A 24,009-nucleotide genomic window follows, 5' to 3' on the forward strand; every position below is an offset into this window, starting at 1 on the left:
GAGTTACTTACTTACTTTCCTCATTTTCTTCAGGCTCCCGATGCTTATCTTGCTCGGGAATATTTTCAATTTCCTTATCCATTTCTCTCCAATAGGCCATTTGCATAGCATCTACCGGTGCCAAATGCTTTCCTTCAGCAATCAACGCTATTGCCATTAATCCACTCGTAATTAAAATGGTATATAAGTAAATGGATGAATTAAATCCTTCAACCTGAAATGCAGCAGGAATGGAAAAGTATAAGAGAATGGTGATTAACCCTCTTGGCGCCATTAATAATTGAGGCTTTAAATCTTTTCGAATAATAAGCTTTAAGAATATCGCCCTTATTCCCAGCATTAGAATAACTATAACCAGGCTAATACCCAATGCATTTAAATCTTTCAGTGCGTTTAAGTCAATTGATATTCCAAAAAGTACGAAGAACAGCGTGCGAACCACAAACGCTGTTTCAATAGTAACCAGATGGAAGTTACTAAGTATGCTGTGCACGGATTTAACGTCCAAAAAGGAGGCCAGCTTGCCTCTAAAGAAGAGCTTGTAGTTGTTCAGTACTAATCCAAAAATCAAGATTATTAATAAAGAAGAAAGGTGGAATAACTTACCCACAGAATAAAGTAATAGTAATACAGCAATCAAAAGAAATAACTTCACCTGTGTTTTTAATCGTTGAAATACCAGTACCAAGGCATAGCTGGAAACCACGGAAATTAAAACTGTGATAAAGATGTTAAGCGATATGTCCCAAACAACAGCCTGAGCACTACTATTGTCAATATTTCCAACTAAAAAGTAGAAATACATAATTCCCAGAATATCGGAGAAAGTACTTTCGTAGATCATAAACTCTCTTTTTTCAGGCGTCATTTCACCTACTGATGGGATAACTATGGCGCTGCTTATCACCGAAACAGGAATTGCATAAACTAATGCCAAAATGTAATCATCAACCAGGAAGTAATTGAGAACCCCCGCGACTACCAATGAAGAACCAACTAAGCTTAAAAATGCCACTAGAAGTGATTTCCAAATGACGGGCCATTTGCTGCGGTTCAACTCCAGGTCTAAAGCAGCTTCCAGCACAATCATGATTAATCCTACTATTCCAAGGATTTCTAAAATATCGAATAAATATGTGGTTTTTGGTATGCCAACATACTTTCCAAGGGCATTCAATATAATGCCCAATCCAATAAGCAATAGCACACTGGGTATGCCTGATTTAGTTGAAAGAAGGTTAAAAAGATAGGATATTATAATTATCAGTGATAATATGATTACTATGGTATACGGGTTAATTAATTCCATTAATGGTTACTTTTTTACATATAAAGAATACACTCGGGTACATGTAGTTCCGCATAAAATAATGAAGAACTTTGTACTTGCTTAGGGTTATAAAAAAAATTGAAAAAATATTAAAGTGCATTAAAAATACACTATTTTAGTCAGCTATAACTAGTAACGTTTTGATTTACATTCTGTTTGTAATAGGTTTTGTTTTTCTAATAAAAGGGGCCGATCTACTTGTTGATGGCGCCACTTCGATAGGCAAAAAGCTTAACATTTCAAGTATCATCATAGGGTTAACAATTGTTTCTTTTGGCACATCGCTGCCGGAGCTTTTGGTAAACCTTATTGCCAGTTATAACGATACCCCGGATATTGGAGTCGGAAACGTTCTGGGTAGTAATGTAGCTAACATTCTTCTTATTCTTGGCATTTCGGCATTAATTAACCCCTTGCCAATAACTAAAAACACCTATTTCATTGAAGTTCCTTTTTCGTTAACGGCAACGCTGTTAGTGGGCTTTTTAGCAAATGCTGCCCTGTTTAACAAATCAGAAGATTTAGCCATTAGTCAGGCAGATGGCTTTATTCTGCTTTTCTTTTTCTTCCTTTTTATGGGCTATGTATACATTGTCTCAAAGCAGAAGAAATCGGAGTTTAGCGATGAAGAGTTCAAAGAAATGACCACTACAAAATCAGTAATTCTGATTGTAATCGGAATGGTTGGTCTTTATTTTGGTGGACAATGGGTAGTAGATGGAGCAGTGGCAATGGCTCGGGAATTTGGTATGAGCGAAACGTTTATAGGGCTTACAATCATTGCCGTAGGTACTTCCCTGCCTGAACTTGTCACTTCAGCGGTGGCTGCTTTTAAGAGAGATACTGATATAGCGGTAGGTAATGTGGTAGGTTCAAATATATTTAACCTATTATGGATTTTAGGATTAAGTGCTTCAATAAAGAGTATTCCTTACGATTCCATTTCTAATTCAGATATTTTCATGATTATCGCCTCTAGTACTGCTCTCATTCTTGCCGTAGTAATTGGTAAGCGACCAGTAATCAGCCGATGGGAAGGCTTCTTTTTCCTGATAGCCTATATCTGGTATATCATATTCCTTATAGAAAGAGGTTAGTTTACTCTTCCAATACAAATGATCCTTTGGCCGTATACCATGGCCTTATTTCTGTGGTTAACCGCCCTGCACTAATGGCAGGATCTTGAGCCACAAGCTTTTCGGCTTCTTCCATGCTCTCAACTTTAAGAATGAAGATACCTCCTCCATTTTCAAACGGTCCAGCCAGAACTAATTTTTTGTCGGTTATCATTTTAGAAATATTGGCCATGTGTGCTCTTTGTATACTATCTACTTGTGCCTTTGGTAGCTCAGGTTTATCGGGGTTCGTAATAAGCTCAACAAAATAGTACTTTACTATTTCCATTGGGGGATTGCCTTCTTTGTCTTGGGCCATTATCAAATGGGCAGCTAAGACGATTGTGATTGTAAAAAGTGTTTTCATAATTACTATATGCTTTCTTTAAGTTTATTAAACACGAAATCCCAGGCATTTTCAAAATAGGCGTATACCTTGTCCCACTCTTCTCCTGTGCCCCATCCTAAGTGAGTTAAAGTCAATTCAGTATGTGCACCTGATTCTTTAAATAAAAGAACTACCCAGGTATGAATACCTCTAACTGTAGGGTATTCAGGTGGTGCATTCCATGAAAATGAAAGCATTTTTTCAGGCAAATAACTGAGTATTTTACACCCCTCGGAACCCTGTAATCCCTGTTGGTTACCGAGCAGAAAATACATCTCAAAGGCACCTCCTATTTCAAGTTGTACTTTACATTTTTTAGCAAAAAACGATTTAATGCCGCCTTCAGTAGTCCATTTATCCCAAATTACTTTCACGGGAACTTCAAGCGTGATTTTTTTAACAATAGATTTCATTGCAAGTGGGTTTGCCTTACAATTTACCACTTTCAATTCATATTAGGTATTGAAATTTCAAGTAAGAGCAATGTAATCAATTGATTTTAAACAAGTTAATCAATAAATAGATATAATTAATTAAAATTAAAACTATATATAATATTGATATAAAAATGAAAATATATATATTTATGAAAAAAATATAATTAAATAAGTAACATTCTCTTTTCAACTATTTAAGAATATCTTATGTGTCAAACTAAATCTTTAATTATTTCAAGAAAGTAATATGATAGAAAAGTCGTTAAACAAACTAATTCTCTTACTGTTAATTCTGCCTACAATCGCAGCCCACGGTCAGTCTGAGAAGAATGTGGCAGACATAGACTCCACGAAGTCTTGGGAAGTAGGAACAGACCTGCTCTGGCTCATTGATAAAAACACACTGCCAGCTACGAGCTTATTTGCCAGATACAATTATTTAAGCAAAAAGGGTTCTTCTAAAGCCATTAGGTTGAGAATAGGAATTGAGAATAATATGTATGATTCATCTCAGGTACTCAATTCCCTTCCCAGAACTGAAGATAGTTTCTCCTTACTGTTAAGACCAGGCCTTGAATTTAAGAGAATACTGTCACCACAATCAATATTTTTCTACGGGATGGATGCCCATTTTCTGTTGTACAGTCAAGATTTTCGCTTCGTTACATCCATTGCTCCAGATCCTAGTCTATATGAAGGAACAGATAAGACCACGGAGCTGGGCTTAATCCCTTTTATCGGTGTGAAATATCAACCGGTAGTATGGCTGGCAGTATCATTAGAATCTTCTCTTAATGCTGTGTATAGAATAAGGCGTTATACAGACCAAACAGGTACAGTTACGTCCCCAGGTCAAGGTAGGGGTGAGATTAATGTAGATGATTTTAAAATAAACATAGACCCAATTACAGTCTTAAACTTAAGTATAATTATAAACCGAAAGCCAAATGAAAAATAAACTTTTACTACTCACATTACTAACTACCTTATTGCTACTTACATATTCAAAGAATTATGGGCAAATTGAAATTGTTGGACCCGATATTACCTTTGCTGTTAACCCCGGAGAATGGATTCAATATTCTATTAATAATCAAGCTAACCCAATTCCTACATGCTATTATGAATGGACTGTTACAAATGGGGAAATAGAATTTGGGTCGCAAACCGGCAGCACTTCAACTATATCTGGTTACAATATGTTGCTCGTAAGAATCAGATGGTTTGAGGTTGACAAAAATCAAACAGGAAGCATTCAAATTGCTGCAGAGAACTGTGATAATGCAAGCGGAAATGATAATCAAATTTTCGATATACCAATTCTTTCCTTAAAGGGTGTCAATCCACCAGCCATTTCTGGGAATAGTCAAATTCCTGTTAACTCAACAGCCAATCAGGTATATGAGATTCAACCCATTCGATATCCTAATATTGGGTCAAATGATGTTAATCCCAAATATGTTGATTCATATGAATGGCAAATACCTTCAGGCTGGACAATAGTTAGCGGAGGTTCTACAAAGAAAATTACAGTAAAACCTAACAGTTGTTCTGAAGGAAATATTAGAGTTCGTGGTATTAATAATGCGGGTCCATTTTACACCAATTGGAGTACAGTTAAAACCATAACCAGAACCTTGCCTCAAATAAGCGATATTTCTGGCCCTGATAATGTTGTTTGCTCTGACACAAGTCCAATTCAATATTCTATAACCTCCATTGCCGGTGCAACAAGCTATACATGGACTTATCCTAGCAACTGGCAAGTTCAGGGCCTTAACAATTCTAACACTATTACTCTTGTACCTAATGGAGTAAGTGGTGGAACAGTAACAGTTAAGGCAAATATATGCGGGTTGCAAACATCTGCCTCTACCAAATCCATTGCTTTAAACCTTTCGAGTCCAACAAATCCGCCTTCTATATCTGGCTCATCAACAGCCTGTTCTACGGGTACTACTTATGGTTTAAATAATTTGCCTTCTGGTGCTTCTGTCAGCTGGACACATAGTAGCAACCTTCTTTATGTATCAGGTCAAGGAACTACAAATTACAGGGTGAGGGCCAGTTCTACTACCATACGTGGAAATGGCTGGGTTCAGGCTTCAATAAATACAGCCTGTGGTAACATTACCAAAAGATATAATATTTGGGTAGGCCCTCCAAAACAAGCGCATTATTCAGATGTTTATGTTTGGGGATATAGAGATACAGATCCTATTAACTTACAGCCAGAAAGCCTTAATTTTATTCAAGTAGAAAATGTGCCGGGTGCTACAAGTTATAATTGGGTGCTTCCTGCAGGCTTTTCGTTTTTGAGCGGCTTTGATAGAAATGGCCCTGTCTTAAAGGTTTGGACTTCTGCTACCCCTGGCACTTATCAAATCAGATGTTATCCTCAAGGGATATGTGGTAATTCAGGCACAGGATATACCGGCTTAACCGTTATTATACCCGGAAGCGGTGGTGGTGGCATAGGTGGTGGAGGTGGAGATGATTGCCCTCCGCATGCTCCATGTTTACCCGATCCAGGACCTGCACCTGCTATAGTTATAGCTCCAAATCCAGCGACAAGTTATTTTGAAATCACTCCTCAATTAACGCAAGAAGAACTAGCTGAAGGATATAATGTGATATTATATTCAAATAGAAGAGAAATGGTATATTATTCTGAAAACAATAAGAATGATTTGTTAAGGATAGAAACCTCAGATTTGAAAAAAGGTATATATATACTGTCCATAATTACTAGAGAGAAAGAATTTACAGAAAGGGTGTTCATAGAGTAACTGGTAACAATAAAAGTCTATGAATTAATTTGCGATACAGTTATAAACCCTGTGTCTAATAAAGCGCAGGGTTTATTTTTAATGTACATTAAATTGGCTTTGAGTTCACAGATTACTTTCGATTGGCTACATTATACTTGAACGGTTTTCCAGTTTCCTTTTCTGAATATATGTATGCTAACAAAAGCGAATAATGAAGATGCTATAGCAATGGCCAGAAAAATTCCTAAAGGCCCTAACTCCAATGTCCTAGAAAGTACCCAAGCCAACGGAACTTCAAACATCCAGAAGCAGAAGAAATTTATAATGGTTGGCGTGCGTGTATCACCAGCTCCATTAAACGACTGCCCTATGACCATTCCATAGGCAAAGAATATATAACCACAACAGATTACACGTAATGCAAGTGCACCATACTTTACCACTTCAGGCTCAGAGGCAAACAAGCGTACAAACCATTCTGCCCAGATTCCAAAAATCAACGAGATGATTGCCAAAAAGATCATATTAAAAAAGGCGCATCGCCATACAGAAGCCTCAGCCCTATCAGGAAATTTAGCACCTAAATTTTGGCCTACTAAAGTTGCCGCTGCATTGCTCAAACCCCATGAGGGAAGTATGGTGAACATTATTATCCGAAAAGCAATGGCATAACCGGCTAATACTTCACTGCCAAATACGGCACTAATTCTCACCAGAAAGAGCCAACTCAATGTGCCGATCATATACTGGCCAATTCCACCGAGAGATATATTAATAAGGTTTCTAATGGTTTGCCATTTCAGTTTAATATGCTGCAGGCTTATTCGAATAGCCGATGATTTTCCTGTAAGCACCCACAGTTGAATGATTACACCAATGCCTCGTCCTATGTTGGTGGCTATAGCTGCACCTTCAACACCAAAAGCAGGTATTGGGCCTAACCCAAAAATAAATATCGGATCAAGAATAATGTTAAGTCCGTTGGCTATCCACAATACTCGCATGGCAATGGAGGCATCTCCTGCACCACGAAATATTGCATTGATTAGAAACAACAGCATTACCGTAATATTTCCGCCCAACATAATTTTTGTGTAGCCAAATCCTTCAGCAATCAAATCAGGTTCTCCTCCCATTAGAAATAGAATTTCTTTGGCAAAGAAGATACCGATCAGAGAAAAAACTGTGGATACCACTACTGTAATAAAAATAGCCTGTAAGCCAGCCTCGGCTGCTTTGTCAGGATTATTTTCGCCAATTCTTCTGGATACTACTGCCGTTGCAGCCATACTAAGACCTATAGCCAGAGCATAAATAATCATAATCACGGATTCTGTTAAGGCTACAGTGGCTACTGCATTTACACTGACTTTACCAACAAAGTAAATATCAACCACAGCAAAAAGAGACTCCATCACCATTTCCAAAATCATGGGTACGGATAACATGAATATGGCCTTGTTAATGTCTCCTGAAACAAAGCTTTTTTGTTCGCCTTTTAAGGCTTGCATGAAATATTTAAAATATTTTTGAAAACGCATTTTATCGGTTTTAAATGTAGAATAAGATTAGACTGCGAATTAGGCGGCTAACCTTCTGAAGGGTCCACCTAAAGTTTTACCGATAAAATGTTCATGTGCGTAAGGTTTAAATCTTCAAAGAAGATTTTATTAATTGGTTGTAAATATGAAGAAATAATTGCAAGTTTCAAATTGCTTGTTGTCCGGAAAACGCCATTATATGAAATATAGCTTTATTTTTTTAACTTTTCTTTTGATACCTGTATTGGGTCATGGCCAATCGAAACAGACTACGTTAGATAGTATAGAGGCGGTATTTACAACTACAAAAGATGATTCGATACGTGCCGAGGCTTATTATCAATATGCTAAGGCAGTGCAGGGAGAAGACATCAACGCTGCTATAGAGTACTCATCTAAATCCGCAGAGTTAGGTTTGGAAATCGGAGCAAGCAGAATTGCTGCCGGGGCATACAATTTTTTGGGGATCGTATATTTCGGTTTAGGAGATTATGAGAAAACCTTGAATTACTTCTACGATGTTTTAAACATTTATGAGCAAATACAAGACAGTGTTCAAATAGCAAAGATTTATAATAATGTTGGCCTTATACTCATTGATCTTGGACGAGTAGAGGAATCAATAGAGTACTATGAAAAATCTCTAAAGATTAAGAGAAACAGAGGGGATAAACTGGGAGTGGCCAATACACTGAGCAATTTGGGCTTAGTACAGAGCGATCTCGGTAATTATGACATAGCACATGACTATTTTATGCAGTCGCTACGGGTTGATCAGAACCTGGGTCAAACTATTGGAACATTTAAAGACCTGAGTAATCTGGCAGATAATTACCTGAACAGAAACATGTATGATTCTGCAGAATATTATTATTCAAGAGCTATGTCTATGATGGATGATATTGATGAGCAATACAATAAATCAGAATTAGTCAGAAGAATAGGCAGATTAAATTTCCTTAACGGTGAATATGAAAGGGCCTTAGAAAAATATCAAATGGCTTTGGGGATGGCGGAAGAGATTAACGCTAAAACGCTATTAGGAAAAAATTATCTGGGTTTGTCGGAAGTGTACAAACAACTTGGAGATTTTAAAATGGCGTTGGAATATTACGAAAAGTATACTGCCATTAATGAGCAACAATTCAGTGAGGAGCAAGCACAAAAGTTAGCTCAAATTGAAAACAACTATCAAATAAAACAAAGAGAGAATAAAATTCAGCTGCTTAACAAAGAGTCTGAAATTAAGGATCTCAAGCTTTCCAATACTCAAATGGTTATTTATTGGTTGGCAGGAATTGTACTACTCATTAGTGTGATTATCATTCTTCAGATTCGGAAGAATAATTACAAAACCAAAGCAAATAATCTGCTTCGGGTACAAAACGAGGAGATTGTTGAAAAGAACAGGAATATTATGGATAGTATTCTATGTGCGAAAAATATTCAACAAGCAATATTACCTGAAGATGAAAAGCTGAATAGTGTTTTTAAAGAAGCCTTTGTAATGGCCAGAGCCCGTGATGTGGTAAGCGGAGATTTTTATTGGTTCGCAGAAAAAGGAGATAAGGTGCTCATTGCTGCAGTAGATTGTACGGGGCATGGCGTACCAGCGGCCTTTTTGAATGTTATGGGCAATTCATTATTAAATCAGATAGTATACGAAGCCAATGTTCTTAATCCGGGAGAAGTACTCACCGAGTTGAATAAAAGGGTACTGAGAAGTCTCAAATCAAACAAGCTATATACACAGGTAGATGATGGCATGGACATAGGCATTTGTATGATGGATAGAAATACCAAGAAACTCACTTTTGCAGGTGCTAAACGGCCAATGTATTTCTTCCATGGCAGTGAACTAAATGTAGTTAAAGGCGATCATTACCCAGTAGGAGGAGTATTATTTGAAGCCGAAAGACATTACCAAGAACATGAATTGGCATTACAGCCAAACGACTTAGTCTATTTATTTACTGATGGATTGGTAGATCAATTTGGAGGCAGTGAAAATAAAAAATTTATGTATTTCCGCTTTAAAAAATTGCTGAAGGATGTGTGTGAAAAGCCTCTAAATGAACAAAAAAGAATAATTGAAAGTGAGTTAGTGAAATGGCAAGGTGAAAATGAACAGACCGATGATATGCTTTTAATTGGTGTACGGGTTTAATGGGATCTCAATTTTTTAAATTGGTAAGATCGAAGAATAGAAATACATACCAATAGCCATATTAGTCCTGCTGCAAAACCAGCTAAAACATCTGAAGGAAAATGGGCGCCAAGGTAAATCCTACTAAAGCCAATCAAAAGAATCAGCAGCGTTAGAGCTGAAATGAAAAATACTTTTTTAGTTTTTGACTGAGTGTATTGCCAAACGAGGTAAATAAGGAATCCATAAAAGGCCATCGAGGTCATGCTATGTCCACTTGGAAAACTTAACGATCCTTCCCGAAGTAGTATGAGTTGCAGGCTTTCATCTGGCCGCAATCGGCCATAATAGAATTTTAATGCAAGGTTTATCAGAAAGCTGGATATAAGAATAATAAAAGCCTCGATCGAGTGCGCCCATGTACGATCATTTCTGTAAAGTATCCAACCTATAACCGGTATTATAAAAAAATAGGCGGTAGCACTTCCAAGTGAGGTAACAGCTACCATAATTAAGGTAAACATGTCACTCCTACTACTATAAATTAGATCACTAAATTGCCGGTCAAATTCAATTAACTCATCGGTATGTAGTTGTGATGAAAACCTGGTAAATATAATTAACCCTACAACACAAATTAGTCCTGCTATAAAAATGGTGAGCGCGAAAGAAAGCGAGGAAGACTTTTTGATGATTAATTAAACTATTGATTCTCAATTTCTGCCATCACCGTTTCTACAGATTTGGCTTCATTAAAATAAGATAAAATCTTCAATAATACCTGATCCACCAGTGTATCGGGGCAACTAGCGCCACTCGTTAAAACTATTTTGGTTGGCGATTTTTTGGGTAGCCAATTATCTGTTGTTAAATGTTTATGATTAGGATAATCGTAATGATTGATAAGCTGCTCACCTATAATTTCATCCGGACTATTAATAAAATAGGTTGGATATTTTCGCTCACAAAGCTCCACTATGTGCGAAGTATTAGAGCTGTTATACCCTCCAACTACAATAGCTATATCAGCATTTTGCTCAAGCAAGGCATAAGTGGCATCCTGGTTATCATTAGTGGCATAGCAGAGCGTATCCCGTGTATCCGCAAAGTGGTCTTTTAAGTCTGCTTCACCATAAACCTCTTGCATAGTTTTTTTAACATAGTCTGCGATAGCCTGAGTTTCTGTAGCCAACATAGTGGTTTGGTTTACTACACCCACTCGCTTTAAATCTCTTTCAGGATCGAACCCATCTGAATACTTACCTTCAAAAAATTGATAGAACTCATCAGGTGTTTTATTTCCTTTAATTACATCACAAAGAAACTCTGTCTCGGACATGTTCTTAACAATAACCGAAGGAGCACCCTTAGAACTGTGAGAAAAAGTGGCTCTGGTTTCTTCATGGTTATGCTTTCCGTGAATGATGATGGTGTGGCTTTCTTCCCCGAGTTTTGCAGATCGCTTCCATACCTTTTCAACAAATGGGCAGGTAGTATTATACCGCTGAACTTCAATACCAATGTTGTTAAGTATTTCCTCTATTTCCAATGTGGTGCCAAAAGCCGGTACTATCACTATATCATCGGGTTTTAGCTGTTCCCAAGGAATAAACTGGGTGCCATCAGTATCCATAATAAATTTAATCCCTCGAGAAACCAAATCGTTATTAACCTCTTGATTATGAATCATCTGGCTAAGTAGAAATACATTTTTATCACGGTTCTCTTCGAGCGCTTTATAGCTAATTTCAATGGCATTTTCTACACCATAGCAGAAGCCAAAGTGCCTTGCAATATAGAATTGAACAGCACCAAAATCCATTACTGCCGGTGAAAAGTCTTTTTTCCTGGGATCGGATTCTTTCCTTATCTCCTTAACCCTACCTGTAATGGAAGAGCGATAGTATGAAGGTATATCGAATTTTTTAATGGCTTTTTCTTTTAAGTTGACCGTTTAACTTTTCTATGAACAAAGATACATGAACATAAGTTTTGATCCCCTTAAAAACAAAAATGGGGACTTTTCTAAACGAAAAACCCCCATTTCATCTCACAGCAAAGCTGATCGATGGTTCAAACGTTGTTATTTGTGCTTCTGTTTGTCTAATAAAAGACTCACTTCTGATTTTCCTGAAGTTTCTTCAAGAAATACCACTCCCTTAGGTGATATAATTCTTTTGACTTGTCGTGATCGCTCATTTCAATTTAACAGACAAGCCGTTAAATCTTTAAGACCAAAAGAATAATTCAAAAAACCTTTTGGCGAACCAATCGGTTATCAAACTTCTCTATAAATAGCGATAGCGTAGGAAACCTATTTCAGATTAAATGCTTACGCACTTAAACCTTTCATCACATATTCTCGAAATCTTCAATACTTACCTGATACACTTTTGTATCTGCGAACGAAATAACCTCGTTTGATGAATCTAATGTCGTTATTAATTTCGCACGAGCAAACTTTTGCTGCTCTTTGTTTCCCACATGTTTTCCACCGAAATTTTTTAGTAAAAGCAGATAGTTATCCACCATTTATAAGCGATAAAAACAGGCTTATGAACATTTTTGAATTAGTGGCACTTTTAGAGGACAATTAGGTGTTAGTTTACAATATCAAATCAACTGAATATAGATGAGCAAGAGTAAGGTTACGATAGGTCACGTTTTTAAAACTATAGTTTGGCCGCGCAGAACGCAGCTTCTTATAGGTTTAGTTCTGATAATTATTAGTCGCTTGGCGGGTTTAGTACTTCCTGGGGCTAGTAAATACCTGATGGACGATGTGATTCCGAATAATAATTTGGAAATGCTCAAACTACTTTTGCTGGCGGTGGGAATCGCAGTAACGGTACAGGCGATCACCTCATTTGCTCTTACACAAATATTGAGCGTGGAGGCTCAACAGCTTATTTCGCAGTTAAGGTCCAAAGTGCAGGCACATATTATTAAACTGCCGGTACGTTTTTTTGATAACGCCAAAACGGGAGAGCTTGTATCAAGAATTATGACCGATGTTGAAGGTGTTAGAAATATTGTGGGTACAGGCCTAGCTCAGCTCTTTGGTGGAATTTTAACATCTGTCATTTGCCTCTTTCTACTTATTAGTATCAGCCCAATGATGACACTCTATGTGCTGGTTCCTGTAGCCATATTCGGTTTTATTTCGTTGAAAGCCTTTGGTAAAATCAGACCGATATTTAGAGAAAGAGGTGTTATTAATGCCGAAGTTACCGGCAGACTTACAGAAACTTTAGGTGGAGTAAGGGTTATAAAGGGGTTTAATGCAGAAGCACAAGAGATAAAGACTTTTGAAGATGGAGTAACACGACTTTTCTTAAATATCAAAAAAAGCCTTACCTCAACGAGCTTTGTAACGAGTTCAGCCACATTTCTTCTGGGGCTGGCTTCTACTGGAATTATGGGTATTGGAGGTTATATGATAATGAATGGGGATATGACCTTCGGAGACTTTCTGGCGTTTACACTCTACTTAGGGTTTATGATTGCTCCAATTGTACAAATGAGTAATATAGGAAGCCAATTAACCGAAGCTTTTGCCGGCCTTGACCGAACTGAAGAGATATTAAATACACCTCTTGAAGACGATCCTACTGTACGAACAAAACAGATGCGTGAAATAACGGGTGATATTACTTTTCAAGATGTTTCTTTTTCTTACGAAGAAGATAAAAAAGTTATCAAAAATATCAGTTTTGAGGCTCAGCGAGGAACAGTAACTGCCCTTGTAGGAACTTCCGGTTCAGGGAAAAGTACCATTGCGGGGATGGCAGCATCATTCCTGGTGCCTGATTCAGGCAAAGTGTTGGTTGATGGAGTCGACTTAACTACAATAACCCTAGAAAGCTACCGCAGTCAATTGGGTGTAGTTCTTCAAAACGACTTTTTATTCGAAGGCACAATTAAAGAGAACATATTATTTCCTAGGCCCGATGCGTCTGAAGAAGAGTTAATACATGCGGTAAAAGCTGCTCATGTGAATGAATTTACAGATCGGTTTGAAAAGGGGTTGGATACTATGATCGGTGAGAGAGGGGTGAAATTATCAGGTGGACAGCAGCAGCGTTTGGCTATAGCCAGAGCAATTTTGGCAAATCCTAAGATTCTTATTTTAGATGAAGCAACTTCCAACCTCGACCTGGAAAGTGAGGCATATATACAGGAAAGTCTAAAATCTTTAATGAAGGGCAGAACTACATTTGTTATCGCCCACCGGCTAAGTACTATTCGGCAGGCAGACCAAATTCTGGTGATTGAAAATGGCGAAATTGTAGAACGAGGCAAGCATGATGAATTGCTTACCAAAAAAGGAAGGTATCACAACTTGCATGAGTATCAGGCTAGGATTTAAGCCCTTCTACGATAAGGCTTGCGGTAGGCGTAGTGGCCCAGTACTACTTTAACCGCTGATAATATGGCATCATTAATGGGTATAAGTTCTCTGCCTAAATCCGAATCTATACTTCTTAGTTGATGATAATAATTGGACATAAGTGGTACGTTCTTTCCTGAAGAAACATGGTTAGAAGCTCTTTCATAGCTTTCAGGAAATTCTGTTTTAATTGTTTTGCAGGTTACAAGTGTTGGTTGGCCGAGTTTGTTCTTCATAGCTGCAAACCCAAAAGCCCTGCAAATGAGGCCACGATACTGATAGTGACCACAAAAGCCTTTGGAGCCTTCCACAGGCATGGGGTTTAGTATTCTGCAAAACCCGGATTTATTAGTCTGCAAGTCATCCAACCATTGATAGGCGAGATTTTGCTTATATAATTCGTATGCAAAAGGTAAGAATTCTAAAGCTGTGGCTGTGATGTTGGGCTTATGGCAACACAAACCACAACCACTTACACAACCCAAACCGGTACTTTGCTGAAAGGATTTTATATCCTTCTCAAGGCTATTGAAAACCCGTTCAACAGCTTTGACTTTAAGATAGATTGACATATCGCCAAATATTTTGCAAATGTATATACTGTCGATATTTAAATTATCAGCTTACTGAATATATAAATTGAAAAATTCAACCTATTATTTTAAGTGAAATATAGTATATTACTGGGTGCGTATGACTAAACCCAACCTAGTAAAAGTTGAACAACTGATAGCTTCTGGCAATAAATTACAAGCTATCAGGTACCTACAAAATGATCTTAACATGCCATTGGATGAGGCAGTAACTACTGTTGAGTCATTAGACAATGAACAAAATGTTAACGAGAAGCTGAAAGAGCTTAATGATCAACTTTTACAGCAAAATAAAGAACTAGCCGAAAAGGAAAAAGCCTTGCAAAAGTCGAATGACGAACTCATTGCAAGTCAAAAGGAAATTACACAATCAAAAGAGTTAATTACTTCAATTAACACCAACCTTTCTGAGGGCGTTTACAGGAGTCATGCAGTGGGGGGCTTAGTGTATGTGAATGAGTCATTCGTTCGTATGTTTGGTTACGATAGTGTGGAAGAGATGCTTAATGTGCCTTCCAGGGAATTATATGCAGACCCTTCATCGAGAAAGGGATTAACGTCATCGATACAAAAAGACAAATACAGGTCCAATGTTGAGGTATTGTACAAGCGCAAAGATGGTTCCACCTTCTGGGGATTGAATAGCTATTACCTTACCAAAGATGATAATGGAGATGCCGTATTCGATGGTGCTATACGAGATATAACGGAAGAGAAGAAAATCCAAAAGAAGATATTGGAGAGTCAGCGTTTGCTGGAGTCAATTAACACCAACCTTTCTGAAGGAATTTATAGAAGTCATAAAAAAGGTGGGCTTATTTATGTGAATAAAGCGTTTGCCAAGATGTTCGGCTATGATAGTCCCGAAGAAATTTTGGCTGTAAAGTCAATTAACCTCTATGCAGACCCTACTTCACGTGAAGAGCCAATTCAGACTCTTAGAGAGGATCATTCACGATCGAATGAAGAAACATTATTCAAACGAAAAGACGGCTCTACTTTTTGGGGATTGAACACCTATCGCCTTACCACCGATGAAGATGGAAATGAGATTTACGATGGAGCAGTGAGAGATATTACTGATCAAAAAATTTATCAGGAAAAACTAAATAAGCTAAATGCTGAACTACTCAAACGTAATGAAGAATTAGCCACACAGGAAAAGGAGTTAGAGGAGTCTAATGAGGCGTTGAGATCAAATAGTTTAAGCCTGGTAAAAACGTTGGAGGAATTATCCGACAGAAACTTTGAGTTAGATCAGTTAGTGTATAGAACTTCACATGACTTAAGATCACCACTCCGTTCCATTTTAGGGTTGGTAAATTTATACAAACTGGAGCATGAGCAAGTTTCTGACGATTACATTTTAAAAATCGAGGACCGTATTCTTAAGATGGATGAGTTTATTAAGTCTATGCTTAACTACTCACGAGCCAGTAGAATGGGCTTGCAGTATGAAAAGGTTAACATTAAGGAACTTATAGATGATAGTATTGAAGGCCTGGAATTTCTTGAAGGCTTTCAGAATATGCGAATCAATACGAAAGTAACCGGTGAGCTGGAGAAAGTGATAACGGACAAGTTACGATTGAAAATTGTGCTCGGAAACATACTTTCTAATGCCATTAAATATCGTAATCCTGAGTTAAAGGAAAACAAGCTCGACATTACCATAAAAGTGTTGAAGAAAAGCGTTAAAATCACTTTTGTTGATAATGGAATTGGTATCTCTAAAGAGTACCTCAATAAAGTTTTTGATATGTTTTACAGAGCCACAGAACAGTCAGATGGCTCTGGATTAGGAATGTACATTGTTAAACAGTCAATTGAAAGGCTTGAAGGCCAGATCGATATTGAAAGTAAATTAGGCGTTGGAACCAAAATTACTGTTACACTGCCCATTGCAGAAGAAAACAAGCCCACCGATTAAGGCAGGCTTTCTTCTTATTGTTTAGTTATTAATTAAAGTGCGGCTAACGCAGCGTCATAATTAGGCTCTTGTCCTATTTCCGGCACAAGTTCCGAATGTTTTACAACACCTTCTTCATCAATTACCACAACGGCACGAGCATTTAGGCCCTTAAATCCGGCATCAACTAACTCAACACCGTAATCTTTAGAGTAAGTATCATTTCTAAAACCAGAAAGAGTGATTGCATTTTCGATACCTTCAGCACCGCAGAATCGAGCTTGTGCAAAAGGCAGATCTTTTGAAATACACAGAACAACTGTATTATCTAAAGAAGCCGCCTTCTCATTAAATTTTCTAACTGAAGTTGCGCAAACTCCGGTATCAACACTTGGAAAAATATTAAGGATTACCTTTTTTCCCTTATAATCACTCAGAGATGCCTCTGAAAGATCATTTTTAACTAGTGTAAAATCGGGTGCTTTTGTACCGTTTGCCGGTAACTCTCCATTTGTATTGGTGGGTTTGCCACCTAGTGTAATTTTTGCCATAATTTTCTATTTGTTTTCTAACAACGCATCTATGGAATTAGTTGATACGAAGTGATAATTAGGTCGGGCTTTAGCATAAATTTCTTTTGCCATAGCCGTTCCTTTTTCTGTTTTAATCATCTCTTCATACAAAGGCATTAAGAATTTTCTTCTTCCGGTATTAATTAAAAAATTCTCTAATCGGTCGTATGCAGGTGTATAATTTTTACTAATACTTTTAATCAACCAGGCTGTAAGCACCTCTGAATTGCCAGTATCGGTAAACTTAAATGCAGTATCAAGCATTTTCATGTCTTCTGCAGTGTAATCTTCAGGGATGCTTCTTACAAAGTGTAACCATTCGTGAGACGACCATTCAGAAGTATTTAAATCTAAAGGAGTTGCTCCACCTTTCAGTTTTTCCCACTCTGCGTCTACCATCGCAAACTTATCCGATTTTGGAGTTGGAGCAGTTGAAGGTAGTCCGGGCTGATAAATCCATTCTTCAGCTTTTTCTCTATTAAAAGTAAGATTATTCTTCTTATACAGATCTTTTTCTAATCTATCAAGGAAGCCTTCCGTAGTCATCCCTTTAAATGCATTGTCATTAAAATACATTTTAAGGAAAGCATCAAATCGCTCTCGGCCTACTTCTTCTTCAATGCTTCTTAGGAACAAATAGCCTTTGTCGTAGGCAATGGAAGTTACCCCATCATCAGGGTTTCTGCCTTCTAACTCTAGCTTTAAACGCGTGTCACTTTCCAAGCCATCGGCTATCATTTCTTCAACCTCGGTTTTCAAATCCTGAGCTGAAAGTGAAGCCAGCATTTCAGAATAAGCTCTACCATACAGCTTCTCCATAATTCTTTGTTCGAAATAAACGGTAAAGCCTTCATTCAACCAGAAGTCATTCCAGGTAGCGTTGGTTACCAAGTTGCCAGACCAAGAGTGTGCTAATTCGTGTGCAACAAGAGAAGTTAATGATCTGTCTCCAGCCAAAATTGTTGGAGTGGCAAAGGTTAAACGAGGGTTTTCCATTCCTCCAAAAGGGAAGCTCGGAGGCAACACAATGATATCATATTCTTCCCATTGGTAAGGGCCATAAAGTTCTTCAGCGGCACTAATCATCTGCTCAAGTTCACCAAACTCATAGGCCGCCTTTTCAACTACTGATGGCTCTGCATATACTCCGGAGCGAGCGCCAATGCGTTTGAATTCTAAGTCTCCTACCGCTAATGCAAGTAAATATGCCGGTATGGCCTGATCCATTTTAAATGTGTAAACCCCAGTATCATTTGTTTCCGTTGGGTTTTCTGCGCTCATTAATGCCATTAATCCTTTAGGTACTGTCACCTCAGCATCATAAGTAAACCTGATGCCTGGAGAGTCTTGAACGGGGACCCAACTTCTGGCCAGAATCGCTTGAGACTGTGTGAAAAGAAATGGCTCTTTTTTATCAGCAGTCTGTACGGGGTCTAACCATTGCAGCGCTTCAGCACCTGGAGAAGTACTGTAATGAATGGCTACTTTAGTTGTCTCAGGAGTGATTTTTATTTCTAAAGGACTTCCCAAATGATCTACTTTTTCACCCAGATTAAACGCTAGTTCATTACCAGCGGCATCCGTTACTTTACTGATGTTCAAATCTTTCGTGTCGAGTACAATTTTACTTGCCTCATCGGAATTTTTAAGATCAAAAGTTGCTACACCGGCTATAGATTTCTTTTCAAAATCAACCGTAGCATTCCAACTAAGGTGTTTTATTACCGACTCTGAAGGAATAGCAAATGAGTGAGGATCCTTTACGGGAATTACCTCATCAACTTTTTTTGTTTCTTCTGACATTTCATTTTTTGAATTACAAGCCGCAATGGCTAATAGGAAAATAAATATTTTATAATTCATGATTGGATATTTAATTTGAATGCAAACTAAAAAATCTAATTCTTATCGAACAGATATTGAACATATTTATATAATCCGACTTATTTTTTTACTATTTTGATCTGCAATGCAACGGATAATTAATTGGCTTTTAACGTGTGTTTTGTTGGCGGTTACCTGTCAGGGTATCAGCCAAAACAGGCTTGTTATTGATAGCCTTAAAAATAAGTTAGATACCTCTGAAACTACTCAGAAAATTGGAGCTTTTAATCAGTTAGGTTGGCAGTACAGAAAAATGTACCCTGATAGCTCGATTTATTTTCTAGAAAGTGCACTGGAGTTGATGGAACTTGTGGGTTCTTTTGAACTGCAGCCGGAAACCTACAATTTTTTAGGGGTTGCTTATCTGTATAAAGGAGATTATCTGGTTTCGTATGATTATCATGAAAAGGCAAAAGACACAGCCTTTGAAAATAAAGATAGTTTACAATATGGCCATGCTTTAAATAGCCTGGGCAGATTATATGAAGGCACGGCAGCTTATGATAAGGCCATAGAATATTACAATGAAGCACTGTCTATTTTTCAAAAACTAGATGACAGAATAGGCCTTGCTTATATCTACTCAAGCCTTGCCACTTTCTACCAAAGTCAGAAATCATATATCAAGGCAGAAGAAATGTCTAAACGGGCTTTAAAGATTAGATTAGATGAAGAGTTATGGGCTGGCGCAGCCTTCAGTTATTTAGAGCTTGCCAAAATTTATGCAGATGCTGGTAAAGATGAAGAAGCCTTAGAGACCATAAGCAGAGCCAAGCAATATAGCGATAGTGTACAGGCCAATTTAGTGTTAAAGGCCGAAGTGAACACTGAAATTGCGAGGCAATACCGACATAGAAACAGGCTGGATGAGGCAGAAGGCCTTATGAAAACAGCGAAAAAACTAGCAGAAGGCATAAGCAATCAAAACCTGTTTATGAAAGTGTATAATGAATATGGCCAATTAAAATATGCACTTGGGGATTATAATGAAGCAATTACTTATCATAAAAAAGTTGTAAATGCCGCAGAGAAATCTGCATTCTGGAGCGAATTGAAAGACGCTTATTATCATCTATCTAAGAATTACGAGAGCCTGGGTAATTTAAAGTTGGCCTTTGAGAATTTTAAAAAGTATAATGAAATAGAAATTAAGTTTTTAGATACGGAGAAAGCCCGCCTTGTTCAGCAACATGAATCTCGCATTGCCTTAGAGACAAGAGCACGTGAGAATGAATTGTTGAAAATTGAAAAGCAGAAAAATGAAGCACTGTTATCAGAGCAAAAGATCAGAAACATTGCATTAGTAGCGCTCATTACGGTCATGCTTGTGTTATTAATAACATTTATGTTTTATTCATTCAAAAGAAAGAAAGCAAATGCTATACTCACTAAGCAAAAAGATCAGTTAGCCGATATTAATTTACAGAAAGACACGCTAATGAATGTGTTGGCACATGACTTGAAAGCTCCATTTAATCGGATTGGAGGGCTAGTAGATTTAATGAAAGCCGATAAAGGAAATGAGGAGCAATACATTGGTATGATTGATGAAATCAGCCATGGTGGGATTCAACTCATTAAAAATATTTTGGAAATAAATAAGTTAGAAAGCGGTGAGACGAAAGATTATATAGCTAAAGTTGATGTACAGGAGCTGATCAATCAAAAAGCTCATAATTATGGTGAGGACGCTAAGTTAAAGGGAATCAAGCTTAGCATGAATGTAGAGGTAGACCGGTTATTCACAACCAATGAAGTGTTTTTAGAACGAATTATTGATAACCTAATATCAAATGCCATCAAATACTCTCGATCCGATAAAGAAGTCCAGGTTTCTGTAAAAGTAGATGATTCTAAATTGATTTTTTCAGTAGAGGATCAAGGTCCTGGGTTTACCGAAGAAGATAAAAAAATGCTTTATACAAAGTTTAAAACACTCTCTGCGAAGCCAACAGCAGGAGAGGCATCGAATGGTTTAGGGTTATCACTGGTAAAATCTCTTGTAAATAAATTGAACGGAACCATTACACTAGATTCTGAACTGGGAAAAGGCAGTAAGTTTGAAGTAATTATTCCTGAGTTAACTTAATTGTAAACAAATTCACCCATCTCACTTTTTACAGTAACCTGCTTTTTATCGCTAGGCTTCACATGGCCTATCACTTTTGCTCTCACATTAAAGCCTGCTGATATATCCATAAGCTCATCGGCAATATCTTCTGGTACATAAAGCTCTAAGCGATGTCCCATATTAAAGACTTTGTACATCTCCTTCCAATCAGTACCACTTTCTTCCTGAATGGTTCTGAAGAGGGGTGGAATTTCAAATAGATTGTCTTTTATAATATGTAAGTCATCCACAAAATGAAGTACTTTGGTTTGTGCGCCACCGCTACAATGCACAGCACCGTGAATCTCAGATCTAAATTCTTTTAATATGGCCGACATGATAGGTGCATAGGTTCTTGTGGGTGCCAGAACCATTTTACCTGCATCCACAGGCACGCCATTGATACTATCAGTTAATTTTTTACTTCCTGAATAAACTAAGTCTTCTGCTACAGAAGGATCAAAAGACTCGGGGTATTTATCTCGATATATTTTATTAAAAACATCATGACGCGCTGAAGTAAGGCCATTACTACCCATTCCACCATTATATTCCGTTTCATAAGAAGCCTGGCCATAAGATTCAAATCCTACAATTACATCTCCTGGCTGTATATTGGCATTGTCAATGACATCAGAGCGTTTCATTCTGGCAGTTACAGTGCTATCCACCACAATGGTGCGTACCAAATCTCCTAAATCGGCAGTTTCGCCACCAGTACTAATAATGTTTACACCATTATTTCGGAGCATCTCAAGTACTTCCTCCGTGCCATTAATAATAGCAGCAATAACTTCACCCGGAATTAAGTTCTTGTTTCGGCCAATCGTAGATGATAACAAAATATTGTTGGTCGCACCAACACAAATCAGATCATCAATATTCATGATAATAGCATCCTGTGCTATCCCTTTCCAGACTGACAAATCACCAGTTTCTTTCCAGTATAAATAAGCTAAAGATGACTTTGTGCCGGCTCCATCAGCATGCATCACAGTGCAGTAATCAGCATCACCTGCAAGATGATCTTCTACTATTTTACAGAATGCTTTAGGGAAAAGACCTTTATCAATATTCTTAATAGCATTGTGTACATCTTCTTTAGATGCGGATACTCCTCGCTGATCGTAACGATTGCTCATGAACTAAGGGGTTTGTTATTGCTGCGCAAAAATAAGAAAACTGTAAATGGAATCGGGCAGTTTTCTTAAAACCTATGATCTAATAAAAAAGGGCTGCCATTTGGCAGCCCTTTTTTATCATTCTTTAGATTGTAAATTAATCTACAAATAATTCTTTTGGATCAGTAATTTGAACATCAGTAACATTCAGCTTTAGCCCCTCTACTTTTTTGTCTAGCTCAAATACTTCCTCAGGTAAGCTTTCCTTAATAATATTAGAGTAAGCCATAGGAGAAACCTGATTGTTCAACAAGCTTTTCTTTAATGGCTCTGCTTCCTGTGTGTCAGTAATCATGGTTACATACATATTCTCCGTTTGAAGATATTTAGCCGCTGCAGCATTCACTTCTTCTAGTGTGAGTGAGGCTAATTTTTTATCCATCAGTTCAATGTAGTTATCCATACCATAAAACTTAGAATCTAATAGGAAGCCTAACTGACGCTCAGGAGTTTGGATGAACAGCTTCATGTAGCTTCTTAAAAACTGACGTGTTAAATCAAACTCTTCCTGTGTTAAACCTTCTGTCTTTACTCTATTAATTTCATTTACTGCCATTCTTAATGCAAAATGGGCATGACCGATTTTAATATCAGCTAGTTCGGGATATTGACCTTTTAAACTAATTGCCGTCTGCACCGGTCTCAACCAAATCGCAAAATAATTCTGACTTCTCGGAAAACCTGTTAGTGGCAATTGATAACTTCCTCCGGCCTCGTACCATTCGATATATGTATAATCTCCATAATTCATAGATCGTTGTTCTCTAATTAACTGATACAGCTTACTGTACGATTTTCGATGTTCGCCTAAGTAAGAATTAACTACTAACAAAGCTGGCCAATCTTTCGATGCTCTATTAATTTCAATTGGATAGCCGGTGTAAACTGCTGTTCCTAAATTATTTGGTTTTGGCACCAATTGAACACGAATTCCATCAGGCATTTTCACCTCTTCTAAAGCAGGTATTTCAGGCTGAGCGTCAGATAACTTGTTAATATCAGCCTTAACTTTTTGCACGAAAGAGGCTGGGTAGCTGCCAGCAATTCCTACAGTAACATTATTACGAGTAAAGTATTTTTTGTAATGGCTAACAACATCTTCTCTGGTAATATTTGCTAAACCATTCACTGTACCTGCTTTCATGTGCTCATATCCGGTACCTGCAAATAGCTTTTCTTCCAAGGCCATTTTACTAAAATCCTCATCAGAATTGGCTTTGATTACCTCTTTCACATACACTTCTGTGTTTGATTTAACCCGATCGAAATCTTTTTGGTCAAAAGTTGGGTTTAAAAGTAAGCTGCTGAAGATATCGTAAAACTTATCCAGAAAATCTTTATGTACTTCAAAAGTAAATGTTGTCATTTCTTTGTCAGTGAATGAACCATATTGTGCTGCCATTGGATAAATCAAATCATCAATTTGTGATTTTGTGTACTTATCGCTTCCTGATTGAGTAAGAACAGACGCTGTAAGATTTGTTAAACCTTCTTTTCCTTCAGGATCAGTAATAGAGCCATTTTTGAAGGCAAACTTTACCACCACTTTCGTTGATGTCATAGGTAGTTCAACAACTTCCTGAGACCATGCCGGAGCGGTAATTAATATAAAAAGTATATAAATGAGATTTTTCATGATATC

General features: G+C 37.5%; 19 protein-coding genes. 7 read left to right on the forward strand and 12 right to left on the reverse strand.

Translation table 11 applies throughout. The features are described 5' to 3' along the window. Positions 1–7: 7 nt before the first annotated feature. Complete coding sequence (locus JR347_RS03985; protein ID WP_205722764.1) at positions 8–1,309, reverse strand: cation:proton antiporter domain-containing protein; 1,302 nt, start codon at positions 1,307–1,309, stop codon at positions 8–10. A gap of 161 nt (positions 1,310–1,470) precedes the next feature. Between JR347_RS03985 and JR347_RS03990 the strand changes: the two genes are divergently transcribed. Continuing rightward, positions 1,471–2,427, forward strand: coding sequence for a calcium/sodium antiporter (locus JR347_RS03990; RefSeq protein WP_235689752.1), 957 nt, complete (start codon positions 1,471–1,473; stop codon positions 2,425–2,427). Between the two features lies 1 nt (position 2,428). Here the strand turns inward: JR347_RS03990 and JR347_RS03995 are convergent, their stop codons facing one another. Together JR347_RS03995 and JR347_RS04000 are read right to left on the reverse strand one after the other, a co-directional pair. After that, positions 2,429–2,812, reverse strand: a complete 384-nt coding sequence (locus JR347_RS03995; protein ID WP_205722765.1) for a YciI family protein — start codon at positions 2,810–2,812, stop codon at positions 2,429–2,431. Positions 2,813–2,817: 5 nt separating this feature from the next. Then, the gene (locus JR347_RS04000) at positions 2,818–3,246 is read right to left on the reverse strand and encodes an SRPBCC family protein (protein ID WP_205722766.1); all 429 of its coding nucleotides are present in this window, start codon (positions 3,244–3,246) and stop codon (positions 2,818–2,820) included. 271 nt (positions 3,247–3,517) lie between these two features. On the opposite strand from JR347_RS04000, the gene JR347_RS04005 reads away from it, so the two are divergent. Next, positions 3,518–4,228 carry a hypothetical protein gene (locus JR347_RS04005; protein WP_205722767.1) on the forward strand — a complete coding sequence of 237 codons (711 nt, stop codon included), beginning with the start codon at positions 3,518–3,520 and terminating at the stop codon, positions 4,226–4,228. Continuing rightward, the gene (locus JR347_RS04010) at positions 4,218–6,059 is read left to right on the forward strand and encodes a T9SS type A sorting domain-containing protein (RefSeq protein ID WP_205722768.1); all 1,842 of its coding nucleotides are present in this window, start codon (positions 4,218–4,220) and stop codon (positions 6,057–6,059) included. The genes JR347_RS04005 and JR347_RS04010 overlap by 11 nt, the downstream gene beginning before the upstream one ends. Positions 6,060–6,190: 131 nt before the next feature. On the opposite strand, the gene JR347_RS04015 is transcribed toward JR347_RS04010, so the two are convergent. Further along, entirely contained in the window at positions 6,191–7,582 is a 1,392-nt protein-coding gene (locus JR347_RS04015; RefSeq protein ID WP_205722769.1) for an MATE family efflux transporter, read from the reverse strand. 199 nt (positions 7,583–7,781) lie between these two features. Between JR347_RS04015 and JR347_RS04020 the strand changes: the two genes are divergently transcribed. Beyond that, the gene (locus tag JR347_RS04020; RefSeq protein WP_205722770.1) at positions 7,782–9,749 is read left to right on the forward strand and encodes a tetratricopeptide repeat protein; all 1,968 of its coding nucleotides are present in this window, start codon (positions 7,782–7,784) and stop codon (positions 9,747–9,749) included. Here JR347_RS04020 and JR347_RS04025 read toward each other — a convergent pair. The 3 genes from JR347_RS04025 to JR347_RS04035 all read right to left on the reverse strand — a co-directional run bounded on the left by JR347_RS04025 (position 9,746) and on the right by JR347_RS04035 (position 12,260). After that, positions 9,746–10,237 carry a phosphatase PAP2 family protein gene (locus tag JR347_RS04025; RefSeq protein WP_205722771.1) on the reverse strand — a complete coding sequence of 164 codons (492 nt, stop codon included), beginning with the start codon at positions 10,235–10,237 and terminating at the stop codon, positions 9,746–9,748. The two genes, JR347_RS04020 and JR347_RS04025, sit on opposite strands and share 4 nt — an antisense overlap. A gap of 194 nt (positions 10,238–10,431) precedes the next feature. Beyond that, positions 10,432–11,658 carry a 4-hydroxy-3-methylbut-2-enyl diphosphate reductase gene (locus JR347_RS04030; RefSeq protein ID WP_205723838.1) on the reverse strand — a complete coding sequence of 409 codons (1,227 nt, stop codon included), beginning with the start codon at positions 11,656–11,658 and terminating at the stop codon, positions 10,432–10,434. A 422-nt stretch (positions 11,659–12,080) separates the two neighbouring features. Then, the gene (locus JR347_RS04035) at positions 12,081–12,260 is read right to left on the reverse strand and encodes a hypothetical protein (RefSeq protein WP_205722772.1); all 180 of its coding nucleotides are present in this window, start codon (positions 12,258–12,260) and stop codon (positions 12,081–12,083) included. 100 nt (positions 12,261–12,360) lie between these two features. Here JR347_RS04035 and JR347_RS04040 point away from each other — a divergent pair, with 100 nt between their 5' ends. Beyond that, positions 12,361–14,097, forward strand: coding sequence for an ABC transporter ATP-binding protein (locus JR347_RS04040; RefSeq protein ID WP_205722773.1), 1,737 nt, complete (start codon positions 12,361–12,363; stop codon positions 14,095–14,097). On the opposite strand, the gene JR347_RS04045 is transcribed toward JR347_RS04040, so the two are convergent. Beyond that, on the reverse strand, positions 14,094–14,690 hold the full coding sequence (locus tag JR347_RS04045; RefSeq protein WP_205722774.1) for a YkgJ family cysteine cluster protein: 597 nt from the start codon (positions 14,688–14,690) through the stop codon (positions 14,094–14,096). The genes JR347_RS04040 and JR347_RS04045 overlap by 4 nt on opposite strands. Before the next feature lie 121 nt (positions 14,691–14,811). Between JR347_RS04045 and JR347_RS04050 the strand changes: the two genes are divergently transcribed. Further along, positions 14,812–16,641, forward strand: a complete 1,830-nt coding sequence (locus JR347_RS04050) for a PAS domain-containing sensor histidine kinase (RefSeq protein ID WP_205722775.1) — start codon at positions 14,812–14,814, stop codon at positions 16,639–16,641. Between the two features lie 32 nt (positions 16,642–16,673). Here the strand turns inward: JR347_RS04050 and tpx are convergent, their stop codons facing one another. Together tpx and JR347_RS04060 are read right to left on the reverse strand one after the other, a co-directional pair. After that, entirely contained in the window at positions 16,674–17,171 is a 498-nt protein-coding gene (tpx, locus tag JR347_RS04055; protein ID WP_205722776.1) for a thiol peroxidase, read from the reverse strand. 6 nt (positions 17,172–17,177) lie between these two features. Next, positions 17,178–19,055, reverse strand: coding sequence for a M1 family metallopeptidase (locus JR347_RS04060; protein ID WP_205722777.1), 1,878 nt, complete (start codon positions 19,053–19,055; stop codon positions 17,178–17,180). Between the two features lie 106 nt (positions 19,056–19,161). Here JR347_RS04060 and JR347_RS04065 point away from each other — a divergent pair, with 106 nt between their 5' ends. Then, on the forward strand, positions 19,162–21,165 hold the full coding sequence (locus tag JR347_RS04065; protein WP_205722778.1) for a tetratricopeptide repeat-containing sensor histidine kinase: 2,004 nt from the start codon (positions 19,162–19,164) through the stop codon (positions 21,163–21,165). Here JR347_RS04065 and JR347_RS04070 read toward each other — a convergent pair. Beyond that, positions 21,162–22,328, reverse strand: a complete 1,167-nt coding sequence (locus tag JR347_RS04070; protein WP_205722779.1) for an AIR synthase related protein — start codon at positions 22,326–22,328, stop codon at positions 21,162–21,164. The two genes, JR347_RS04065 and JR347_RS04070, sit on opposite strands and share 4 nt — an antisense overlap. A 136-nt stretch (positions 22,329–22,464) precedes the next feature. Then, a complete protein-coding gene (locus tag JR347_RS04075; RefSeq protein WP_205722780.1) occupies positions 22,465–24,003 on the reverse strand; it encodes a M16 family metallopeptidase in 1,539 nt (512 codons plus the stop codon). Positions 24,004–24,009: the final 6 nt, after the last annotated feature.

The sequence above is a fragment of the Fulvivirga lutea genome (assembly GCF_017068455.1).
GTDB lineage: Bacteria > Bacteroidota > Bacteroidia > Cytophagales > Cyclobacteriaceae > Fulvivirga > Fulvivirga lutea.